Annotated in this window: 20 protein-coding genes; 9 read left to right on the top strand and 11 right to left on the bottom strand. The window is 73.0% G+C overall.

Going from position 1 to position 20577, the window contains the following annotated elements; genetic code table 11:
- Window positions 1-108 precede the first annotated feature (108 nt).
- Window positions 109-1500 carry an aldehyde dehydrogenase family protein gene (locus tag ACZ3OF_RS23120; RefSeq protein WP_361671194.1) on the top strand — a complete coding sequence of 464 codons (1392 nt, stop codon included), beginning with the start codon at window positions 109-111 and terminating at the stop codon, window positions 1498-1500.
- A gap of 87 nt (window positions 1501-1587) precedes the next feature.
- Complete coding sequence (locus ACZ3OF_RS23125) at window positions 1588-2667, top strand: Zn-dependent alcohol dehydrogenase (RefSeq protein WP_361671423.1); 1080 nt, start codon at window positions 1588-1590, stop codon at window positions 2665-2667.
- On the opposite strand, the gene ACZ3OF_RS23130 is transcribed toward ACZ3OF_RS23125, so the two are convergent.
- Genes ACZ3OF_RS23130 through ACZ3OF_RS23145 form a run of 4 tightly spaced genes read right to left on the bottom strand, consistent with a single transcriptional unit; the run spans window position 2664 to window position 6360 of the window.
- A complete protein-coding gene (locus ACZ3OF_RS23130) occupies window positions 2664-3590 on the bottom strand; it encodes a DMT family transporter (protein ID WP_361671191.1) in 927 nt (308 codons plus the stop codon). The genes ACZ3OF_RS23125 and ACZ3OF_RS23130 overlap by 4 nt on opposite strands.
- A gap of 32 nt (window positions 3591-3622) precedes the next feature.
- A complete protein-coding gene (locus tag ACZ3OF_RS23135) occupies window positions 3623-4318 on the bottom strand; it encodes an ArsR/SmtB family transcription factor (RefSeq protein WP_361671189.1) in 696 nt (231 codons plus the stop codon).
- Window positions 4319-4336: 18 nt separating this feature from the next.
- Window positions 4337-5716 carry an ankyrin repeat domain-containing protein gene (locus ACZ3OF_RS23140; RefSeq protein ID WP_467306531.1) on the bottom strand — a complete coding sequence of 460 codons (1380 nt, stop codon included), beginning with the start codon at window positions 5714-5716 and terminating at the stop codon, window positions 4337-4339.
- Window positions 5683-6360, bottom strand: a complete 678-nt coding sequence (locus ACZ3OF_RS23145) for a TetR/AcrR family transcriptional regulator (RefSeq protein WP_361671184.1) — start codon at window positions 6358-6360, stop codon at window positions 5683-5685. The genes ACZ3OF_RS23140 and ACZ3OF_RS23145 overlap by 34 nt, the downstream gene beginning before the upstream one ends.
- Window positions 6361-6433: 73 nt before the next feature.
- On the opposite strand from ACZ3OF_RS23145, the gene ACZ3OF_RS23150 reads away from it, so the two are divergent.
- The 3 genes from ACZ3OF_RS23150 (at window position 6434) to ACZ3OF_RS23160 (ending at window position 8634) form a co-directional block, all read left to right on the top strand.
- Window positions 6434-7585, top strand: a complete 1152-nt coding sequence (locus tag ACZ3OF_RS23150; RefSeq protein ID WP_467306533.1) for an acyl-CoA dehydrogenase family protein — start codon at window positions 6434-6436, stop codon at window positions 7583-7585.
- A gap of 70 nt (window positions 7586-7655) precedes the next feature.
- Window positions 7656-7943 (top strand): YiaA/YiaB family inner membrane protein, encoded by a 288-nt coding sequence (locus ACZ3OF_RS23155; RefSeq protein ID WP_352189895.1) that lies wholly within the window; start codon window positions 7656-7658, stop codon window positions 7941-7943.
- 64 nt (window positions 7944-8007) lie between these two features.
- Entirely contained in the window at window positions 8008-8634 is a 627-nt protein-coding gene (locus tag ACZ3OF_RS23160; RefSeq protein WP_361671179.1) for a TetR/AcrR family transcriptional regulator, read from the top strand.
- Here the strand turns inward: ACZ3OF_RS23160 and ACZ3OF_RS23165 are convergent.
- Window positions 8625-9086 (bottom strand): MaoC family dehydratase, encoded by a 462-nt coding sequence (locus ACZ3OF_RS23165; protein ID WP_361601413.1) that lies wholly within the window; start codon window positions 9084-9086, stop codon window positions 8625-8627. The two genes, ACZ3OF_RS23160 and ACZ3OF_RS23165, sit on opposite strands and share 10 nt — an antisense overlap.
- 101 nt (window positions 9087-9187) lie before the next feature.
- Here ACZ3OF_RS23165 and soxR point away from each other — a divergent pair, with 101 nt between their 5' ends.
- A complete protein-coding gene (soxR, locus tag ACZ3OF_RS23170) occupies window positions 9188-9652 on the top strand; it encodes a redox-sensitive transcriptional activator SoxR (RefSeq protein WP_361439122.1) in 465 nt (154 codons plus the stop codon).
- A gap of 148 nt (window positions 9653-9800) precedes the next feature.
- On the opposite strand, the gene ACZ3OF_RS23175 is transcribed toward soxR, so the two are convergent.
- The 3 genes from ACZ3OF_RS23175 to ACZ3OF_RS23185 form a co-directional block, all read right to left on the bottom strand.
- Window positions 9801-10871: an RNA ligase (ATP) gene (locus ACZ3OF_RS23175; protein WP_361671177.1), complete on the bottom strand. Its 1071-nt coding sequence runs from the start codon at window positions 10869-10871 to the stop codon at window positions 9801-9803.
- Between the two features lie 156 nt (window positions 10872-11027).
- Entirely contained in the window at window positions 11028-11756 is a 729-nt protein-coding gene (locus ACZ3OF_RS23180) for a 3-keto-5-aminohexanoate cleavage protein (protein ID WP_467306537.1), read from the bottom strand.
- 49 nt (window positions 11757-11805) lie between these two features.
- Entirely contained in the window at window positions 11806-12417 is a 612-nt protein-coding gene (locus tag ACZ3OF_RS23185; protein WP_467306538.1) for a hypothetical protein, read from the bottom strand.
- A 123-nt stretch (window positions 12418-12540) separates the two neighbouring features.
- Between ACZ3OF_RS23185 and ACZ3OF_RS23190 the strand changes: the two genes are divergently transcribed.
- On the top strand, window positions 12541-13953 hold the full coding sequence (locus ACZ3OF_RS23190) for a hypothetical protein (RefSeq protein WP_467306540.1): 1413 nt from the start codon (window positions 12541-12543) through the stop codon (window positions 13951-13953).
- Window position 13954: 1 nt separating this feature from the next.
- Here the strand turns inward: ACZ3OF_RS23190 and ACZ3OF_RS23195 are convergent, their stop codons facing one another.
- The 3 genes from ACZ3OF_RS23195 to ACZ3OF_RS23205 all read right to left on the bottom strand — a co-directional run bounded on the left by ACZ3OF_RS23195 (window position 13955) and on the right by ACZ3OF_RS23205 (window position 17973).
- The gene (locus tag ACZ3OF_RS23195; protein WP_467306542.1) at window positions 13955-15166 is read right to left on the bottom strand and encodes an alpha/beta hydrolase; all 1212 of its coding nucleotides are present in this window, start codon (window positions 15164-15166) and stop codon (window positions 13955-13957) included.
- Window positions 15167-15277: 111 nt separating this feature from the next.
- Window positions 15278-16600 (bottom strand): erythromycin esterase family protein, encoded by a 1323-nt coding sequence (locus ACZ3OF_RS23200; protein WP_361671167.1) that lies wholly within the window; start codon window positions 16598-16600, stop codon window positions 15278-15280.
- 122 nt (window positions 16601-16722) lie between these two features.
- Window positions 16723-17973: an exo-beta-N-acetylmuramidase NamZ family protein gene (locus ACZ3OF_RS23205; RefSeq protein WP_361671165.1), complete on the bottom strand. Its 1251-nt coding sequence runs from the start codon at window positions 17971-17973 to the stop codon at window positions 16723-16725.
- Window positions 17974-18124: 151 nt separating this feature from the next.
- Between ACZ3OF_RS23205 and ACZ3OF_RS23210 the strand changes: the two genes are divergently transcribed.
- Both ACZ3OF_RS23210 and ACZ3OF_RS23215 read left to right on the top strand, forming a co-directional pair.
- The gene (locus tag ACZ3OF_RS23210; RefSeq protein ID WP_361671162.1) at window positions 18125-18889 is read left to right on the top strand and encodes an SDR family oxidoreductase; all 765 of its coding nucleotides are present in this window, start codon (window positions 18125-18127) and stop codon (window positions 18887-18889) included.
- The gene (locus ACZ3OF_RS23215; protein WP_467306546.1) at window positions 18886-20535 is read left to right on the top strand and encodes a class I adenylate-forming enzyme family protein; all 1650 of its coding nucleotides are present in this window, start codon (window positions 18886-18888) and stop codon (window positions 20533-20535) included. Before ACZ3OF_RS23210 ends, ACZ3OF_RS23215 begins: the two co-directional genes overlap by 4 nt.
- Window positions 20536-20577: the final 42 nt, after the last annotated feature.

The raw sequence follows: 20577 nt of genomic DNA on the forward strand, positions 1-20577 counted from the left end.
CTGGCGCCAGAAAACTATCAGCGCTAGTTTGGGTGCCTGGTGCACCGGCCGGTGACGAAGACCGACGGACCGCAGGACCGCAGGCATCAAGGACCGAGGGAGTAGCGGATGAAGAGCCACGACGCGATGTACATCGGCGGGGAGTGGCGTCCCGCCGCCTCCACGGACACGATCCCGGTGGTCAACCCGGCGGACGAGCAGGTCATCGGTCATGTCCCGGCCGGTACCGCCGAGGACGTCGACGCCGCCGTACGGGCCGCCCGCACCGCCTTCCCCGGCTGGGCCGCCACCCCGCCCGCTGAGCGGGCCAAGCTGATCGGGGCGCTCCGCGACGGTCTCGCGGCCCGCGCCGAGGAGATCGCCGCCACGGTGACCGCCGAGCTCGGTGCTCCGCCGCAGTTCGCCGCCGCCGTCCACGCCGGGCTGCCCATCGCCGTCGCCGGTACGTACGCCGAGCTCGCCGCCGCGCACTCCTTCGAGGAGCAGGTCGGCAACTCCACGGTCTACTCCGAGCCGGTCGGTGTGGTCGGCGCGATCACCCCGTGGAACTACCCGCTCCACCAGATCGTCGCCAAGGTCGCCCCCGCGCTCGCGGCCGGCTGCACCGTCGTCCTCAAGCCCGCCGAGGACACCCCGCTGACCGCCCAGCTCTTCGCCGAGGCCGTCCACGCGGCCGGCATCCCGGCCGGCGTCTTCAACCTCGTCACCGGCCTCGGCCCGGTCGCCGGGCAGGCGCTCGCCGAGCACGAGGACGTCGACCTCGTCTCCTTCACCGGCTCGACGGCCGTCGGCAAGCGGATCGGCGCCATCGCCGGCGGCGCGGTCAAGCGGGTCGCCCTGGAACTGGGCGGCAAGTCCGCCAACGTCATCCTGCCGAGCGCCGACCTCGGCAAGGCCGTCGCCGTCGGCATCGCCAACGTCATGGCCAACTCCGGCCAGACGTGCAGTGCCTGGACCCGGATGCTCGTCCCCGCCGACCGGTACGAGGAGGCGGTGGCGCTGGCCGCAGAGGCCGTCGCCAAGTACGTCCCCGGCGAGCGCGTCGGCCCGCTCGTCAACGCCAGGCAGCAGCAGCGCGTGCGCGGCTACATCGAGAAGGGTGTCGAGGAGGGTGCCCGGATCGTCGCGGGCGGCCCCGAGGCCCCGCGCGAGACCGGCTACTACGTCTCCCCGACCGTCTTCGCCGACGTCACCCCGGACATGACCATCGCGCAGGAGGAGATCTTCGGCCCGGTCGTCTCTCTCCTGCGGTACGAGGACGAGGACGAGGCCCTCGCCATCGCCAACGGGACCGTGTACGGGCTCGCCGGCGCCGTCTGGGGCGAGCCGGAGGCGGCCGTCGCCTTCGCCCGCCGCATGGAGACGGGGCAGGTCGACATCAACGGTGGCCGCTTCAACCCGCGGGCGCCGTTCGGCGGTTACAAGCAGTCGGGCGTGGGGCGGGAACTGGGTGCGCACGGCCTCGCCGAGTACCTCCAGACCAAGTCCCTCCAGTTCTGAGCCTCCTGAGCCGTCAGAGCCCTTCTGCCCCCTCCTGAGCCCCTTCCGGGCCCTTCCGATTCACGAGGAGCAAGACGCGTCATGAGCGTGGTCCGCGCCGCCTTCCTGCCCGCCGTCGGCTCTCCGCTGGAGATAGCCGGCATCCGACTGCCCGAACCCGGCCCCGGCCAGGTCCGGGTCCGCCTCGCCGCAGCGGGGGTCTGCCACTCCGACCTGTCCCTCTCCAACGGCACCATGCGGGTGCCCGTCCCGGCCGTCCTCGGTCACGAGGGCGCCGGCACGGTCGTCTCCGTCGGCGAGGGCGTCACCCATGTCGCCCCCGGCGACGGGGTCGTCCTCAACTGGGCGCCGTCCTGCGGCGCCTGCCACGCCTGCTCGCTCGGCGAGGTCTGGCTCTGCGCGAACGCGCTGACCGGCGCCGGGAATGTGTACGCCGCCACCGAGGACGGTACGGACCTCCACCCGGGTCTCAACGTCGCCGCGTTCGCCGAGGAGACCGTGGTCGCGGCGAACTGCGTCCTGCCCGTCCCGGACGGGGTCCCGCTGACCGACGCGGCCCTCCTCGGCTGCGCCGTCCTCACCGGCTGGGGCGCGATCCACCACTCGGCGCGGGTACGGCAGGGCGAGTCGGTCGTCGTTTACGGCGTCGGGGGCGTGGGCCTCGCCACCCTCCAGGCCGCCCGGATCGCGGGCGCCTCGCCGATCATCGCGGTCGACGTCTCGCCGGAGAAGGAGGCCCTGGCGCGTGCAGCGGGGGCGACCGAGTACGTCGTCGCCTCCGAGACGACCGCCAGGGAGGTCCGGAAGCTGACGGGCGGCCAGGGCGCCGACGTGGCCGTCGAGTGCGTGGGCCGCGCCACCACGATCCGTACCGCCTGGGACTCCACCCGGCGCGGGGGCCGCACGACGGTCGTCGGCATCGGCGGCAAGGACCAGCAGGTCACGTTCAACGCCCTGGAGCTCTTCCACTGGGGCCGGACCCTGTCGGGCTGCGTCTACGGGAACTCCGACCCGGCCGTGGACCTGCCCGTCCTCGCCGGCCACATCCGGGCCGGTCGCCTCGACCTGAGCGCGCTGGTCACCGAACGGATCACCCTGGACGGCATCCCGGGCGCCTTCGAGAACATGATCGCGGGCAAGGGCGGCCGGGCGCTCGTCGTCTTCTAGGGAGCCCTGTTGGCCCCGACGCTGTCGGCCGGAGTCCTCGACGGGGGCTTCGGCCGGGAGCGCGAGACCGCAACGCCCGCCAGGCACAGCGCCCCGCCCGCGAGCGTGAGCAGGCCCGGCAGCTCGCCGAGGAACACCCAGGCCATGAGGACGACCAGCGCGGGAACGGCGTACGTCGTCGCGCCCATCCGGCCGGCGGTCGTACGGGCGAGGGCGTAGGCCCAGGTCGTGAAGGCGAGGGCGGTCGGGAACACACCGAGGTAGACCATGTTCAGGGTCGCCGAGAGCGGCGCGCTCGCCGCCTCGTCGACCAGCTGCCAGGCGAAGGGCATGCACGCCACCGCACCGACCAGACACCCGAAGGTCGTGATCTGAAGGGCACTCCCGTGCGCCAGGGCGGGCTTCTGCGCGACGACACCCCCCGCGTACGCGATCGCCGCGAGGAGGCAGAGCCCGACGCCCAGCACCGAGGCGTGGCCCTCGCCCGACATCGAGAGCCCCACGGCCACGGCGCCGGCGAAGGACACCGCCATGCCCGCGAGGAGCCGGGGCGGCAGCTTCTCACCGAGGAACCGGGCGCCGAGCAGCGCGATGAGGATGGGTCCGATGTTCACGACCATCGCGGCCGTGCCCGCGTCGACCTCCTGCTCGCCCCAGTTGAGGGCCACCATGTAGGCGCCGAACCAGAGGAGTCCGGACACCGCGATCCCCGGCCAGGCCGCCCGGGGCGGCAGGCCTTCGCGCCGGATCAGCAGGACGGCCCCGAGGACCAGCGCACCGGAGAGCAGCCGCCCGAGGGCGAGCGCGCCGGGGGAGTAGGCCTCCCCGGCGCTGCGGATCGAGACGAAGGCGGAGGCCCACAGGACGACGGTGACACCGGCGGCGGCGAGCGCCAGGCGTGAGGTGGCGGGGGAGTCGGTCATGGGGCGACCGTAGGCCCTGGACACTTCGGCGTTCACCGCAATATCGCCGGCTCGATGCCCAGGGCGCGCCGGAGGGCCCGCTCGCCCTCGGGAGTCACCTTGACGGCCCGCTCGGAGCCGATGCGCACGCACCAGCCCGCGTCGAGCGCGTGCCGGCAGAGCGCGGCGCCCGCCACCCCGGCCAGGTGCGGCTTGCGCTCGGTCCAGTCGAGACAGCCGCGGGCGACGGGCCGCCGCCCCGTGGGGACCAGGGAGATGTCCTGCTCCCCGAACCACGCCACACCGCGGTCGGTGAGGGCGAACCCGGTGTCCTGGCGCAGCAGCCCGCGCACGGTCATCGCCTCGGTGATCGCGATCCCGAGCCTCCCCGCGAGATGGTCGTAACAGGTGCGCCCGCGCGCCATCGCGTGCCCGGCGCTCGCCGCCCGCAGCGAGTGCGGTGGGTCCTTCCTGGGGGGCTCGGAGCGGGCGGCCAGGTCCTCGACCAGATGCGCGATCCCGGCGTCGGCGAGCCGCACGTACCGGTGCCGCCCCTGTCGCTCCTCGGCGAGCACCCCGCCCGCGACGAGCTTCCCCAGGTGCTCGCTGGCGGTGGACGCCGCCACGCGCGCGTGCCGGGCGAGTTCCCCGGCGGTCCAGGCCCGCCCGTCGAGCAGGGCGAGGACGAACGCGGCGCGGGTCTCGTCGGCGAGGAGCGCCGCGAGTGCGGCGAGATCTTTGGCAGCCATGCCGCCAGGGTCCCGCACTCACGGTTCGGCCACGGCCGAACCGTCCTCCAGGCGCCACCGGTGGTGGAGCAGCTCCGTCGGCCGGTGATCGTGCTCGAATTCCGGGCCCACCAGGGGCCCCACCCGCCGGTACGCCTCCTCGGTCCGTGGATCGTCGCGCCGGGCCAGACCGAAGGCGCCCTCGAGCCGCAGCGACGGCTCGTCCTCGTGGAGCAGCGCCCACAGCGCCGCCGTGGCCGCGGGCGACCGGTCCCGGCTCGTGGCGAGCGCCGCCGCGGCCGTCCGTCGCACGTCGGCGTCCCGGTCCGCGACAAGGGTGAGCAGGGCGCCGGTGACCTCGTCGGAGAGGTCGTGCTTCCGGGCCAGCACGTCACCGGCCGCGGCGCGGACCAGGGCGTCGGGGTCGCCGGCGAGGCGAAGCAGCGCCGCGCGGGCCGCCGGGGTGAGCGCCGTCTCGTCGTCGATCAGGGCGTACGACGCCTCGGCCCGTACCGACGGATGCGCGTGCCCGACGAACCGCAGGCCGAGCTCCTCGTGGCCGGGGTGGTCCAGGTGGTTGAGGGTGCGCAGGATCTGGGTGAGGACGTCGGCGTCCGATTCCTCCGGGGCCCAGTCGGCGAGGAGTTCCGCGATGTCCTTCTCGTAGGAGTCGCGCCGGCCCCGCGGCAGGACGGAGACGCTCCACAGAACGTCGACCGCGAAGCGGCGGTGGGCCGGGTCCCGGTGATGACGGTAGGCCGCGACCGCCGAGAACGTCTCGCGGCTGGGGCGCTCGCCGAGCGCCCACTTCGCCGCCCACCAGCCCGCACCCGGGTGGTCCCCGTCCGGGCCCGGGTCCGCCACCGCCCGAGCCACCAGCTCGTCCACGGGCGTCAGCACGCGGAACTTCCGCTCCAGTGCGGTCAGGATCGCGCCGTGGCCGTCCCGCACGGTCCGTCCTCCGAGCGCCGCCTGCCCCACCAGAGTCTCTTCGTCGTCCTCGACATGGACCGTCCGCACCGGGCCGGACGCGCCCGTCACCCGCCGGAGTTCGGCTTCCGCCCCGGCCTCGTACCGGCGGCGCGCGCGGGCGATGAGTCGTTCCCGCGCGGTCCGCGGGAGCCGCAGCCGGGGTTCGTCTCCCAGGACCGCGTCGAAGACCGCAGGGGACCCGCCGTCGATCGCGCGGTGCAGCGGTGTCGTGCCGTCCGGCAGCTCCAGGTCCGGGTCCGCGCCGCCCTCCACGAGCGCGCGGGCGGTCACGGCGTCGTGGGCCGTCACCGCCACGCACAGAACGGGCAGTCCGTCCTCGGTCCGCGCGTTCGGCTCCGCCCCCGCCTCCAGCAGGGTGCGGACCGCGTCCGCCTCCCCGGCCCGTACCGCCGCTACGAGCCGCTCTTCGTCTCCTGCTTGGCCCACGCCCCCCGTACCCCCGTCTCGTACTGCATCGCCAACCCGTCGAGCAGCGCCCTCAGGCCCGTCTCGAAGGCTCCCTCGTCGACCTTCTGGCGGTGTTCCGCGAGGAGGTGCGCCTGGCCGAGGTGAGGGTAGTCCGCCGGATCGTAGGCCGCCTCGTCGTCGACGAAGCCGCGGGCGAAGGAGCCCAGGGCCGAGCCGGTGACGAAGTAGCGCATCAGCGCGCCGATGTACGTCGCCTGGGCGGGGGGCCAGCCCGCGCGGACCATGGCGCCGAAGACCGCGTCGGCGACCTTCAGGCCCGCCGGGCGGCGGCCCGGGCCCTGGGCCAGGACCGGGACGATGTGGGGATGGTCGGCCAGGGCGGCGCGGTAGGAGGCCGCCCAGTCGTGCAGAGCCGTACGCCAGTCACGGTCGTCGTCCTCGTCGAACATCGACAGATCGACCTTCGCGCTGACGGCGTCGGCGACCGCGTCGAGGATCTCGTCCTTGGTGCGGAAGTGGTTGTAGAGCGACGGCCCGCTCACCCCGAGCTCGCCCGCGAGCCGCCGCGTCGAGACGGCCGCGAGGCCTTCGGCGTCCACGAGCGCGCTCGCCGTCTCGACGATGCGTTCTCTGCTCAGAAGGGGCTTGCGCGGTCGGGCCATGGCGCACATAGTAGGCCTGCGAAGCAGAAACTAGCAGTGCTAATTAAAGTCCTCCCCGAAGGTCGGTGGCGTAGTGAACCTGGAGCTCAGCGAGGAACAGGAAGCCGTACGGCGGCTCGCCGAGGAGTTCGTCGCGCGCGAGGTCGCCCCGCATGCCGTCGCGTGGGACCGGAGCGAGAACGTCGACCGGTCGATCGTGAAGAAGCTCGGCGCCGTCGGCTTCCTCGGTCTGACGGTCCCCGAGGAGTACGGCGGCTCGGGCGGCGACCATCTCTCCTACTGCCTCGTCACCGAGGAGCTCGGCCGCGGCGACTCCTCCGTCCGCGGGATCGTCTCCGTCTCGCTGGGCCTCGTCGCCAAGACCATCGCCTCCTGGGGCACCGAGGAGCAGAAGCGCGCCTGGCTGCCCCGGCTCACCTCGGGCGACGCCCTCGGCTGCTTCGGGCTGACCGAGCCGGGCACCGGTTCGGACGCGGGCAACCTCGCGACCAAGGCCGTCCGAGACGGGGACACGTACGTCGTCAACGGCTCGAAGATGTTCATCACCAACGGCACCTGGGCCGACGTGGTCCTCCTCTTCGCCCGTACCGGCGGCACCCCCGGCCCCAAGGGTGTCTCCGCCTTCCTCGTCCCCACCGACACCCCCGGCCTCACCCGCCGCACCGTCCACGGCAAGCTCGGCCTGCGCGGCCAGGCCACCGCCGAACTGGTCCTGGAGGACGTCCGTGTCCCCGCCTCCGCGATGCTGGGCCCCGAGGGCAAGGGCTTCTCCGTCGCCATGTCCGCCCTCGCCAAGGGGCGGATGTCGGTCGCGGCCGGCTGCGTCGGCATCGCGCAGGCGGCCCTCGACGCGGCCGTGCGCTACGCGGGGGAGCGCGAGCAGTTCGGCAAGCCCATCGCCTCGTACCAGCTGGTGCAGGAGCTGATCAGCGACATCGCCGTGGACGTGGACGCCGCCCGCCTGCTGACCTGGCGCCTCGCCGACCTCGTCGACCGCGGCCAGGACTTCGCCACCGCCGCCTCCAAGGCCAAGCTGTACGCCTCCGAAGCGGCCGTCCGCGCGGCGAACAACGCCCTTCAGGTCTTCGGCGGTTACGGCTACATCGACGAGTACCCGGTCGGCAAACTGCTGCGCGACGCACGCGTGATGACGCTCTACGAGGGCACGAGCCAGATCCAGAAGCTGATCATCGGCCGCGCGCTCACGGGCGTGTCGGCGTTCTGAGTACATCGCGGGACGCGGCTGAGTATCCGGACGGATGTGGCGGGTGCCACATCCGTCCGATGCTGTCGTCATGAGCGACACACCGGTCAAGCAGCAGAACACGGCCGCCTACCACCTGCAGGCCGTCATCTCCTTCGGCCTCGCCCTCGCCGCCGTGGCGATCGGCGTCTACCAGCTGGACGCCGACGCCTGGGTCCGTGCCTTCCTCGCCATCGCCGTCCTCTACCTCACGACCTCCGCCTTCACCCTCGCCAAGGTCGTCCGTGACCGGCAGGAGGCGGGGCAGATCGTCAGCCGGGTCGACCAGGCCCGACTGGAGAAGCTCCTCGCCGAGCACGACCCCTTCCAGAAGCTCTGAGCCTAAGCGCTTGCTCAGCTTCGTTGTATGGTGTTCGTCCTGACGGCTGGAGAAGGGGCGAACGATGAGCGTCGCTGAGGAGACGCCCGGCGGCGCGGACGCGTCGTGGGGCGAGGTCACGCCCGAGGCGGCCAGGCGGCTGCTCGTCGCGGCCGTCGAGGCGTTCGCCGAGCGCGGCTACCACGCCACCACGACCCGGGACATCGCCGGCCGTGCCGGCATGAGCCCGGCCGCGCTCTACATCCACTACAAGACCAAGGAAGAGCTGCTCCACCGGATCAGCCGCATCGGCCACGACAAGGCCCTGGAGATCCTCCGGGCCGCGGCCGACGGCGAGGGGACGCCGGGCGAGCGGCTGGCCGACGCCGTCCGGTCCTTCGTGCGCTGGCACGCCGAGCGGCACACCACCGCCCGGGTCGTCCAGTACGAACTCGACGCGCTCGGGCCCGAGCACCGCACCGAGATCGTGGCGCTGCGCCGCGAGTCCGACGCGACCGTGCGCAGGATCATCGACGAGGGCGTGGCGGCGGGCGAGTTCGACGTACCGGACGTGCCGGGCACGACCGTCGCGGTGCTCTCCCTCTGCATCGACGTGTCGCGCTGGTTCAACGCCCAGGGCCGCCGGACGCCGGACGAGGTCGGCGCGCTCTACGCCGACCTCGTGCTGCGGATGGTCGGCGCTCAGAAGTAGTAGCGGGAGACCGACTCGGCGACGCAGACCGGCTTGTCGCCGCCCTCACGCTCCACCGTCACGGTCGCCGTCACCTGCACCCCGCCGCCCGCCTCCGTCACCTCGGTCAGGACGGCGCCCGCGCGCAGCCGCGAGCCGACCGGCACGGGGGAGGGGAAGCGGACCTTGTTGGTGCCGTAGTTGAGGCCCATCTTCATGCCCTCGACACGCATGATCTGCGGCACCAGGGTCGGCAGCAGCGACAGCGTCAGATAGCCGTGCGCGATGGTCTTCCCGAACGGCCCGGAGGCCGCCTGCTCCGGGTCCACGTGGATCCACTGGTGGTCACCGGTGGCGTCGGCGAACAGATCGATCCGCTTCTGCTCGATCTCCAGCCAGTCACTGTGCCCCAGCGGTTCGCCGACCGCGGCGCGCAGCTCCTCGGCAGAGGTGAAGATCCTCGGCTCAGCCATGTTTCGCTCGTCCCTTCGTGAACCTGTGACTCCTGTTTCTAAGCGCTTGCTCAGCATGTGGGGTGGTGGGCCCGCTGTCAACGGACAGTAGGGTTCGAGGGGTGCCGCAGATTCCAGAGAAGATCCATGAACTCACCGTCGGCCAGCTGTCCGCGCGGAGCGGCGCCGCGGTGTCGGCCCTGCACTTCTACGAGTCCAAGGGCCTGATCAGCAGTCGCCGTACCAGCGGCAACCAGCGCCGCTACGGCCGCGACACGCTCCGCCGGGTCGCCTTCATCCGGGCCGCCCAGCGCGTCGGCATCCCCTTGGCGACCATCCGCGTCGCCCTCTCCGAACTCCCCGAGGAGCGCACGCCCACCAACGAGGACTGGGCGCGCCTCTCGGCGGCGTGGCGTACGGAGCTGGACGAGCGGATCAAGCAGCTCGGACGGCTGAGGGACCATCTGACCGACTGCATCGGCTGCGGGTGCCTGTCGCTGCAGAACTGCGTCCTGTCCAACCCGGACGACCAGATCGGCGAACTGATCACCGGTTCGCGCCTGATGGGGGAGCGCCGGGAGAAGTAGGTCCCGGGGCGCCAGGCGGCTCGGACTGCTCCCGGCGGCTCCCGGCCGGTCCCCGCGGCTCGTGGCCCGTCCCGGCCGCCCCGCCCGTCCCGCGTACGAAGAGGGGCCCGCCACCCCCGTGGACGGGCCCCTCGGTCCTTCGTGGCGGTCACTCGTACTCGGTGCCGCCCTTGCGGGTCAGGTACGCCGGGCTGACCGCCTTGGCGATCGCCCGGCCGCCGACGACCGGGCTGTACCGCTCCGTCGCCGGGCGGATCACGACCCCCTCCCGCAGATGCAGCTCGCGCCCGGACACGGTCTCCCGCCCGCTCGCCAGCCCGACGACGACGTCCAGGTCGTACGGCCCCTCGTACAGCCGCGGTACGAGCGGCAGCTCGCCGGCCTCCAGGACCTCGGCCGGGTCCAGCCACCGGACCTGGCCGTCGATCTCGGCCGACACGTCGAAGACCGCGTAACCGACCTGCTCGCCACGGGCGTTCGCGCCGTAGCCGAGGTCCTGCACACCGGCCCCGTACACCTCGGCGAACAGGCCGATCCGGCGCGCCCCGAGGCGTGCGGCGAGCCGCGCCGCTACGGCCGGTACGCCGTGCCCGTGGACCGCCCGCCAGTACAGGTTCCGCGGGTCCTCCTTCAGCGCCAGGCCCTTGGCGCCGAAGCCCTTCGACGAGACCTGGACGCGGCCGTCCTCGGCGGAGTACGTGGTGAGGCAGGCCGTACCGTGCAGCTTCTCGGTCAGGACCACCGGCTCACCGGGCTCGAAGATGTCCGGATACCGCTGGAGGTTCTCGATGTCCACCCACGGCAGCAGGTCGGGAGCCACCTCCACGTCCCCGCTCATCGTCGGCGGGATCGGCGGCACCCACTTCGTGATCCCGAGCAGCTCGGCGAAGTCGGTCCCCTCGGCCGCCGCCGCGGTCAGGTCCACGTCGGCCAGCGCCTGCGGCCGGCACACGATCCCCTGCGACAGCTCACCCCGCAGGCGCACGGCCTTGACCCGGTCCGACGCCTTCCCGGCGAGCCGCCCGGTCAGCCCCAGCTCGTCGACGAGAGCGGTGGGCAGCACGGCCTGCTCCGGAATGTAGACGGCGACATCACCACTGCGGTACGCGCCCTTCGCGACGACGGCCCGGTACAGGCCCACCTGGGCCAGCTCGAGCGCGTCGGCGTTGGGATGGGCGTGGACGGCCAGGGTTTCGGCGGTGACGCGCAGCGTCGACATGTCAGTTCTCCGGTGACTCGGGTGTCGTTCTCACGACGGACACTCTGCGGGAAGGGAATTCGGGTGGGCCACCGGATTTTCGCTCTGGTAGCGTCGCGCCCTTCGCCGGACGCCCGCCCGTCTCCGCGTCCGCCTCCGTGGCGTCCACGCCTGCGCCTACGCCGAGTTGGTCTCGGAACCGGTCATCGCGATTGCGGTCGACACCAGTTGGGCGTTGGACTCCGCGGGGGCGCCGTCCGGCAGGACGAGCGTGTCCTCAAGTCCGACGCGGGTGGCCAGGCCGAGGCGGCGGGCCAGGCGCAGGACCGGCCATGTGCCACCGTCCTCACCGTGGAGGAGGACCGGCCGGCCGTGGGCCGTGCCGAGGTCCGCGAGGAGGGAACGGGCCGTGGACCCGGCGGTCGTGGGGTCAGGGTCGGTGACCTCCGCGAGGATCCGCAGCACCCGCGGTGCCAGGGGCGAACGGAGGAATCGCGCCGGTCCGTCCGTGCCCGACCAGAGCCCCGCCTCCACGCCCACCCCACGCTCCAGGAGCGCGGCCGCGAGCTCCTCCGCACCCGGCTCGTGCCAGTTCACCGACGCGTGGTCGGGCAGGACCGTCCAGGCCCGGACACGCTCCACGCGCCGTACGGGATCGGGCTCGGCCCACGCGCCCGTCGTCACTCCCACCGGGACGCCGACAGCCTCCCGTATCGCTGCCAGCGTCACCGCGAGGACCCGGGGCGACAGCGTGTCGCCGCCGCACGGCGTCCTCGGGTGCACATGGACGTCCCGCGCCCCCGCCGCGACGGCCCGCGCCGCCGACTCCGCCATGGCGTCCGGCGACATCGGCACCGCCGCGGAGTCCCCCGGCCCCCGGGTTCCGTTCAGACACACCTGCATCAACGCAGGCCCCCGTACCCCCGTTGCCCCCGAATCTCGTCTTCCACCGCTACTAGGCCACCGACGCCAGAGCGAGCTGAGCCTCTCCACGTGCTCGCGCCAGCGCACCCGCTGTCAGCACCGCCCGCGGCACGACCACGCCGCAGTCTCCGCACACCGGGCCGAACCACGGCTCGTCCGCCAGGTCCGGCCGCCAATCGATCCGGCCTCCCGCGCACACAGGGCAGTGCTCCCCGGGCGCGGACTCCAGCGCGGCGATCAACCGCCGCAACACCTCGGCCAGCGGATCCGTCGGGTGCACGGCCGGATCGTCACACCGCGCCACTCCGTTGCCGCCCCACGTCCGCCGGTGCCAGTCGTCCAGCGCGCCCGGTCGGCGCAGGCCCTCGTGCTTCTCGCGCCGCCGACGCGCCGCGAACTCCTTCTCGTACGCGAGCCACACCGCCCGCGCCTCCTCCAGCTCCTCCAGCGCGGCCACCAGCCGCCCCGGATCGAGCTCCCTGTCCTCGGGCCCGAACCCGTGCCTGCGGCACAGATGGTCCCAGGTCGCGCGGTGCCCGTAGGGGGCGAACCGCTCCAGGCACTTGCGCAGCGAATACCTCCGCAGCGCCATGTCACTCCCGGGATCGCGCACCTGTCTCGCAAGACTCCGGAAACCCGCCATCGCTCCGCACCTCCGTCGGTGGTACATCGGCGTCAAGGACGTTATGGAATGGACGAACGAGTACCCCTTCGTGTTCCATCGAAAATTCGATGGGCTCCATCAGAGGCGCGCGGGGGAGATCTGTTGCAGGACGTACTGGAGGGCCTCGCGGACAATCCGGCGCTGCCGCAGCGGCTGCTCGAACGGCTGGCGCAGGCCGGTGACGAGGACATTCACCACCTCCTGGCGCGCCGTGACGACCTGACCGAGGTCCAGGCACGCGCCCTCCTCGCCCACGACGACGCGGACCTCTGGACCCTCGTCGCCCATGGCAGGGTCGCCTGGGCCGAGGTGCCCCGTGACGATCCTCACCTTCTGGTGGCCGCGGCCCAGGCCGGCATCGCACCGGAGGCGGCGGTACGGGAGCTCGCCGCGCACCCCGACCCGGAGGTCCGTGGAGGACTGGCCTCCTACGGCACGGGCCTGCCGTCCGACGTCCTCACCGCCCTCGCGCGCGACCCGGACACGTACGTGGCCGAGTGCGCCGCGCAATCCTCCGAGCTGCCCGCCGACCTCACCGAGGAACTCGCCCGCCACCCTCATGTGGCCGTACGGGCGGAGTTCGCGAGGAGCGAGCACGCGCCGCCCGCCCTGCTCGCCTCCCTGCTCGCGGACGGCGGCCACCCGGCCCCCAGCCGCTGTGGCGCATGTCACCGGCGCGCGGAGCGCTGTCCCGACCACGCGCCCGGCGTCCGGCGGATACGGCTCGCGGCCGCGGCCAACCCCGCCGTACCGCCGACCGGCCTCGAGGAGTTCCTGGACGCCGACGAATCCTGGGTCGTGGACGCCTTCGCGGAACGGACCGATCTGCCGGCCCACTTCCACCCGCGCCTGGCCGCCCATCCCGTTGCCTGCGTACGGGCGACGGCCGCACGCAATCCCACCGTCGGCGAGCCCCTGCTCCGGCAGCTCGCCGAGGACCCGGATCCCGAGGTCCGCCGGGCCGTCGCGGAGAACCCGGCCGTACCCCTCGCCCTGCTCACCGCGCTCGCGGGACGCCAGAAGCTGCCGCGCGAGCCGCTGCCCCGGATCCTCGCGGCCACCGAAGCCGAGCTGCACGAGCAGGCAGCGAGCCGTGTGGCCCAGGTGCGCGCCCTCGTCGCCGCCCGCCCCGACCTGCCCGCCGTGCTCGTGGACCTGCTCGCCGCCGACCCCGACATCGGGGTGGCCCGGCGGATCGCACTCCACCCGGGGCTGGGCGGGGACCGGCTCACCGACCTCGTCCAGCGGCACGGGCCACCGGTGTACGGCGCCGTCGTCAGGAACCCCGGCTGCCCGGGCGGGCTCCTCCGCCGGCTGGCGCGGGACGCGGACTCCGGCCGCAGGACGCTCCGTGTGATCGCCGCGCACCCCGCGCTGCCGCCGGACGTCGTCGAGGGCCTGCTCGCGGATCCGGACCCGAGGGTCGCCGCCGCGGCCGCCGCCCACCCCGCGCTGCCGGTGGAGACCATGGAACGGCTCGTCGAGCAGGCGTGCGCAGGACGTCCGGCGGTCTGACCTACCGCCGCCCGAACCGGCCCGCCGACGCCACGAGCCGTGCCAGCTCCTCGTGGCAGATGTCGCTGTGCTCGCCGACCACCTGCGCCCCGTCGACGCTCACGCAGCCGGACGCCGGGACTCCGTCGCGCAGTGCCGCCGCCAGGGTCAGCGAGGGCGTGCCCGGGACCGCCTGGACGCCGTCGTGGCCGATCGCCCCCCAGCGCTTGTCGCTCGCGAGCAGCGAGTCGGCGTCCCTGGCCAGGCGGGAGGCCAGGGGATAGATCACCCGCAGCGCCGTGTCGTGGCGCGAGTAGCAGGCGACCACGGGCCCGTCGACCCGCCGTTGCAGATCGCGCAGCGCGCCGCCCCGGCCCGGTTCGTGCGGCAGCCGGGCGGCGAACGCGTAGTGCGAGAAGGCCCCTTGGAGCAGCGTCACCGAGGCCACGTTCCGCGCTCCGGCGGGCAGACCGCGCAGGGCGTACGAGACGAGCCGGGCGCCCATGCTGTGACCGACGAGGTGGATCCGCAGCCCGGGGGAGGAGCGGGCGAGTTCGCCGAGCAGCGGGCCGAGTCCCCGCTCGCCGACGGTGCCGGAGCGGCGCTTCATCGTGTAGTACGTGGCCTGCCGCAGGGCCTCCTTGGCCCCCTTCCAGAACCGCGACAGCCTGCCGCCGAACGCCTCGCGCGGCGTCGGCACGCTCCCCGGTCCCTCGGCCTCCTCCAGCGCGTCGGTGAACATCGCGCAGACGGCGACCGGGTCCGCGAGCAGGAAGTCCGGGACCCCCGGGCCGCCCTCCGTAAGGGCTCGCGATCCGTCGGTGTCCGTCAACTTCCTTAGCAGCTCACCGAATTCCACGAACGCCGCCTCGTCGTCCGGCTGCTCCCGGAGCAGTGTGGCGAGCCGTTCCACCACCGCCTCCTTGCCGGGGTGCACCGCCGCCACGGACTCGAAGTCGGGGATCGGCTCGTCCGAGAACATCATCGACGGCCAGACCACGCCCACGTAGCCCAGGTGCGTGTCCCGCTCCACGGTCTGCGGGAACGGGGCGAAGAACGCCGCGTACAGGCGGGTGGCCACGGACCGGGTGTTGTTCCACCCGTGGGCGAACATCACCAGATCCGTGACCCCTTGGGCGGCCAGCGCCGCGAGCGCCTCGTGCTGCCGGGCCGCCCCGTCGCCGTCCTTGTCGAAGGTGATCTCCCGGTACGGCTCCACACTCATTCCGGCCATGCCCTGTCCGTCCCTCCGCGTCGAGGAAGTGCTGAGGAAGTTCCTGAGGAAGCTGCTGAGGATGTTCTTCCCGCGCCAGCATCCTGCGCGCACGGAGGGACGGCCAGGTTTTCAGCGCAGACGCGCCGCGGAGACCTCGGGGAAGTGGACGAGCAGGTCGTACGACGTGGTCAGCCTGACCGGTGCCTGGTTGCCTTCCCACGGGAACGCCGTGCCGATCAGCCACGCAGGGCGGTGCACGCCCAGCCAGCTCCGCGCGGCGGGCGTCGTCGCGCGCAGGTCCAGGTAGAAGGGGCGCGGCGACACCCGGTCCAGGGTCTCGGCGCCGCTGTCCGTCCCCGGCCGGCCGACCGTGAACGCCCGGATCGGCTCGCCCGGCGCCTCGGTGTCATGGGCGTTGAACGAGCCCCGCCCGAAGGACGCCCCCATGCTCACGTAGTCCCGGCCGAGCGCGTCGCGCAGGAACGCCCCCTGGAGGCGCGGGTACTGGGCCGGCTTCGTCGTCTCGTAGCCGACGTGGTTGTTGTGCGCGGACAGCACGATCCGGTCGCCGGTCGCCCGCTGCCACCACACGGTGTTCTCGGCCATGATCCGGTCGCGGTAGAGCATCGCGTCGGCGACGCTGGTGGCGCTCTCCGTGTCGTGCGCCATCTCGGTGCCGACCTGGGCGATCGCCCGGGCGTGCTGGACCGTCCAGGCGTGCGCCTCACGGTCGCGGCCGGGCTTCTGCCCCTCCAGGAGCGCGAGGGCGCGGTTCACGTCCGCGGCCATCCGCCGACGCTCCTCCAACGGCTTGGCGAGGTACCCGTTCATCCAGCTGTCGACGTCACCGACCGGCCGCGAGGCCCGGTACAGCTCCTGGAAGCGCGGCAGCAGCCGTGGGTGGGTGCGGGCGACATGGTCCGTGACCTCGTCGAAGAGGTTCGGCCCCGCGTAGCCGAGGTCGTTGCCCATGAACCGCACCTGGTGGCCGGGGTGGCGCAGATTGTGCTGCCGCATCCAGGTGATCAGATCGAGGTACTCCTCGGTGTTCCAGAAGCGGTAGGCGTTCTGGAACTCGTCCTTCAGGATCTGGCGCGGGTCGCCCTTGCCGAAGCGTACGTAGTCGTCGATCAGCAGCCCGGTGGACCAGTTGGCCTCCAGGGCGAAGGTGGTGAAGCCCTTCCTCTCCACCAGGTGCTCGAAGATCCGGTGCTTGGTCTCGAAGAACTCGGCCGAGCTGTGCGTCGCCTCGCCGATCCCCAGGACCTTGGCCGAGCCGATCATCCGGTCCAGCGGCCGCAGGTCGTCCAGAGGCACTGCGGTGCGGGCGAGTTCACGGGCGGGGTCCGGGGCGGCATGGGCGTCCGCGCCCGCGGCGGGAGCGAGGGCGGCGAGGCAGAGCGCCACGACCGCCCCCACCAGCGGTAACCGATGTCGTGTCAACGTCTTCATGGATCAAGCTTGTCGACGGCCGGACCCCGGTGACCAACCTGCCCGCACCCGTGATCATCCGGGGGTCTGCCCCACCCGACAGCCGGCCACCGACACCCGTCCCGCCTCCCGGGGGATCCCCGTCACCGGTAGAGCAGATACTCCTTCCGCACCGCACGGAACGCGGCCAGGTCCGCGCCCCACGCCCCCACCACCTCGTCCGTGTCCGCCCCCGCGTCGATCAGGGTCCGCACGCGCCTCGAGCCCGTCAGCTTGTCGATCCAGTTGTCCGACCGCCAGGCGAAGCCGCTCCACGAGCGCTTGGCGCTGACGAGCAGCCCGATCCCGGTCCGTACGGGGTCGAAGGCCTCCCGGTCGTGCACCTGCACCTGCACCCCGCCGACCGTCTTTCCCTGGAACTTCGAGAAGGTCGGGGCGAAGTACGCCTCCCGGAACCGCACCCCGGGCAGCTCCAGCGCGTTCGCCGCCTCCGCCCACCGCCGGTCCACGCCCTCCGCGCCGAGCAGCTCGAACGGCCGGGTGGTGCCGCGCCCCTCGGAGAGGTTGGTGCCCTCGAAGAGGCAGGTGCCGGAGTAGACGAGCGCGGTGTCGGGCGTCGGCATGTTGGGGCTCGGCGGCACCCACGGCAGCCCGGTGGCGTCGAAGAAGTCCCGCCGCCTCCAGCCCGACATCTGTACGGTCGCCAGCTCCACCGGCTTCGCCAGGAACTCCCCGTTGAACAGCCGGGCCAGCTCCGACACCGTCATCCCGTGCGCCTGCGCGATCGGTTCGCGCCCCACGAAGGTGGCGAAGGCGCGGTCGAGGACCGGGCCGAGCGCCGCCCGTCCGGTGACCGGATTCGGCCGGTCGAGGACGACGAACCGTTTCCCCGCGAGCGCCGCCGCCACCATGCAGTCGTAGAGCGTCCAGATGTACGTGTAGAAGCGCGCACCCGCGTCCTGGATGTCGAAGACCACGGTGTCCACGCCCGAGGCGGTGAAGACGTCCGCGAGCGGCTGTCCGCTCTTCAGGTACGTGTCGTAGACGGGAAGTCCGGTCGCGGGGTCGTCGTAGCGGCCCTCGGAGCCGCCGGCCTGCGCCGTGCCCCGGAAGCCGTGCTCGGGCCCGAAGACCGCCACCAGGTCCACCCGGTCGTCGGCGTGCATCACGTCGACGATGTGGCGCACGTCGGACGTGATCCCGGTCGGGTTGGTGACGACGCCGACCCGCTGCCCGGCGAGCGGCGCGTAGCCGTCGGCCGCCAGTTGCTCGAATCCGGTGCGCACCCGCCGGCCGCCCCCGTGCGCCACCGCCGCCGGGGCGGTCACCGCGCCCACCCCCAGTGCGCCGCCGGCGGCCAGCAGTCCGCGTCTGGACAGGCTCGACAGGTTCATGCGGAAACCTCCTTGATCGCCTTCCCTGACATGGCCACGCACGCTAGCGCTCCTGACGCCCCCAGGGAACGAGGCGTGCGCAGGGGACTTTCGCCACGACATACCGACTGGTTAGTCTGCCGGTACTGTCGTAACGGAGAGGCGGGTCTCGATGAGTACGGTGCAGGGTTCCGGAGTGGTCGTCACGGGCGCGGGCGGGGGTATCGGCGCCGCGCTGGCCCGCCGGTTCGCCGCCGAGGGCGCCCGGGTCGTCGTCAACGACCTCGACCCCGACCGCACCAAGGCCGTCGCCGAGGAGATCGGCGCCACCGCCGTCCCGGGCGACGCCTCGGAGATCGTCGAGGAGGCCCGGGAGGCCCTCGGCGGCACCGTCGACGTCTGGTGCGCCAACGCCGGACTCGCCTCGCCGGGCGACGCGTTCGCCGACGAGACCGTCTGGGCCGCTGCCTGGGACGTCAATGTGATGGCCCACGTCCGCGCGGCCCGCGCGCTGCTCCCCGACTGGCTGGAGCGCGGCAGCGGCCGCTTCGTCTCCACCGTCTCCGCCGCCGGCCTGCTGACCATGGTGGGCGCCGCCCCGTACAGCGTCTCCAAGCACGGCGCGTACGCCTTCGCCGAATGGCTCTCCCTCACCTACCGCCACCGCGGCGTCAAGGTCCACGCGATCTGCCCGCAGGGCGTCCGTACGGACATGCTCACCGCCGCCGGATCGGCAGGCGAACTCGTCCTCGCCCCCACCGCCATCGAGCCCGAGGACGTCGCCGACTCCCTCTTCGACGCCATCGAGGCCGACCGCTTCCTGGTCCTCCCGCACGCCGAGGTCGCCGACTACTACCGCGCCCGGGCGACCGATCCCGAGCGATGGCTCGGCAACATGAACCACATCCAGCGGAAGTGGGAGGGGGAGGGCCGATGACGGCGTCGCCCTACGCGGCCAGGCCCTGGCTCGCCCAGCTCACCGAGGTCCAGCGCGCGCCCATAGCCCCGCCGCCCACCGTGCTGCACGCCTTCCGCGCCTCCGCCGCCCGCACCCCCGAGCACCCGGCCCTCGCCTACTTCGACGGCCGTCTGACATACCGCGAGACCGATACGCTCTCCGACTCGGTCGCCGGACACCTCGCCACCCACGGCGTGGAGCGCGGCGACCGGGTCGCGATCATGCTCCAGAACAGCCCGCACTTCGTCCTCGCCCTGCTCGGCGCCTGGAAGGCGGGCGCCACCGTCGTCCCGCTCAACCCGATGTACAAGTCGGCCGAGGTGGGGCACGCCCTGCGGGACTCCGGGGCCGTCGCCCTGATCTGCTCCGACCGCGCCTGGGAGGGGTACCTGCGGGACACCGCCGCGGACTCTCCCGTACGGATCGCGCTCACCGCCTGCGAACGCGACCTCCAGACCCGCGACGACCCGCGCGTCCTCGCCTTCGACCGGGTGGCCACCGAGGCCGACGACCTCCTCGCCGTCGCCCGCGCCGGCCACCCCGCCCCGGACGGCCGTGAGGTGGCGGGTGAGGACGTGGCCCTCATCAGCTACACCTCCGGCACCAGCGGCACCCCCAAGGGCGCCCTCAACCTCCACCGGGGCATCGCCTACAACGCCGAACGCCAGCGGACCGGACACCCCGTCCCCGAAGGATCCGGCTACTTCGCGCTCGCCCCGCTCTTCCACATCACCGGACTGGTCTGCGAGCTCGCCGCCTGCTTCGGCAACGCCGGCACCCTCGTCCTCGCCTACCGCTTCGACGCCGGTGTCGTCCTCGACGCCTTCCTGGAGCACCGCCCCGCCTACACCGTCGGCCCCTCGACCGCGTTCATGGCCCTCGCCGCGCACCCCGGGGCCACGCCCGACCACTTCGCCTCCTTCCGGGTCGTCTCCTCGGGCGGCGCCCCCGTCCCGCCCGCGCTCGTGGAGAAGTTCCGCGCCGGCTTCGGCCCGTACATCCGCAACGGCTACGGACTCACCGAGTGCACCGCTCCCTGCGCCGCCGTACCGCCGGAGAAGGAGGCCCCGGTCGACCCCGCCTCCGGCACCCTGTCCGTCGGCGTCCCCGGACCCGACACGGTCGTCCGGATCCTCGACGAGACCGGCGCCGAGGTGCCGTTCGGCGAGCAGGGCGAGATCGCCGTGAGCGGCCCGCAGGTCGTCCCCGGCTACTGGCGGCTCCCCGAGGCCACCGCCGCCACCTTCCCCGACGGGGAGCTGCGGACCGGGGACATCGGCTTCGTGGACGCGGACGGCTGGCTCTACGTCGTCGACCGCAAGAAGGACATGATCAACGCCTCGGGTTTCAAGGTCTGGCCCCGGGAGGTGGAGGACGTCCTCTACACCCACCCGGCCGTCCGCGAGGCCGCCGTCGTCGGCGTCCCCGACGCCTACCGGGGCGAGACGGTCAAGGCGTACGTGAGTCTGCGCCCGGGCAGCGCCGTCGAGCCCGCCGAGCTGTCCGCATACTGCGAGCAGCGGCTCGCCGCGTACAAGTACCCGCGCGAGGTCGAGATCCTGGCGGAGCTGCCGAAGACGACAAGTGGGAAGATCCTCAGAAGGGAACTGCGTTCCCTCACGTAGCACGGCCCCACACGGATGATCACGAGAGAAAGGCGGCGGCGC

This window comes from Streptomyces sp. NPDC022552, from assembly GCF_055561875.1.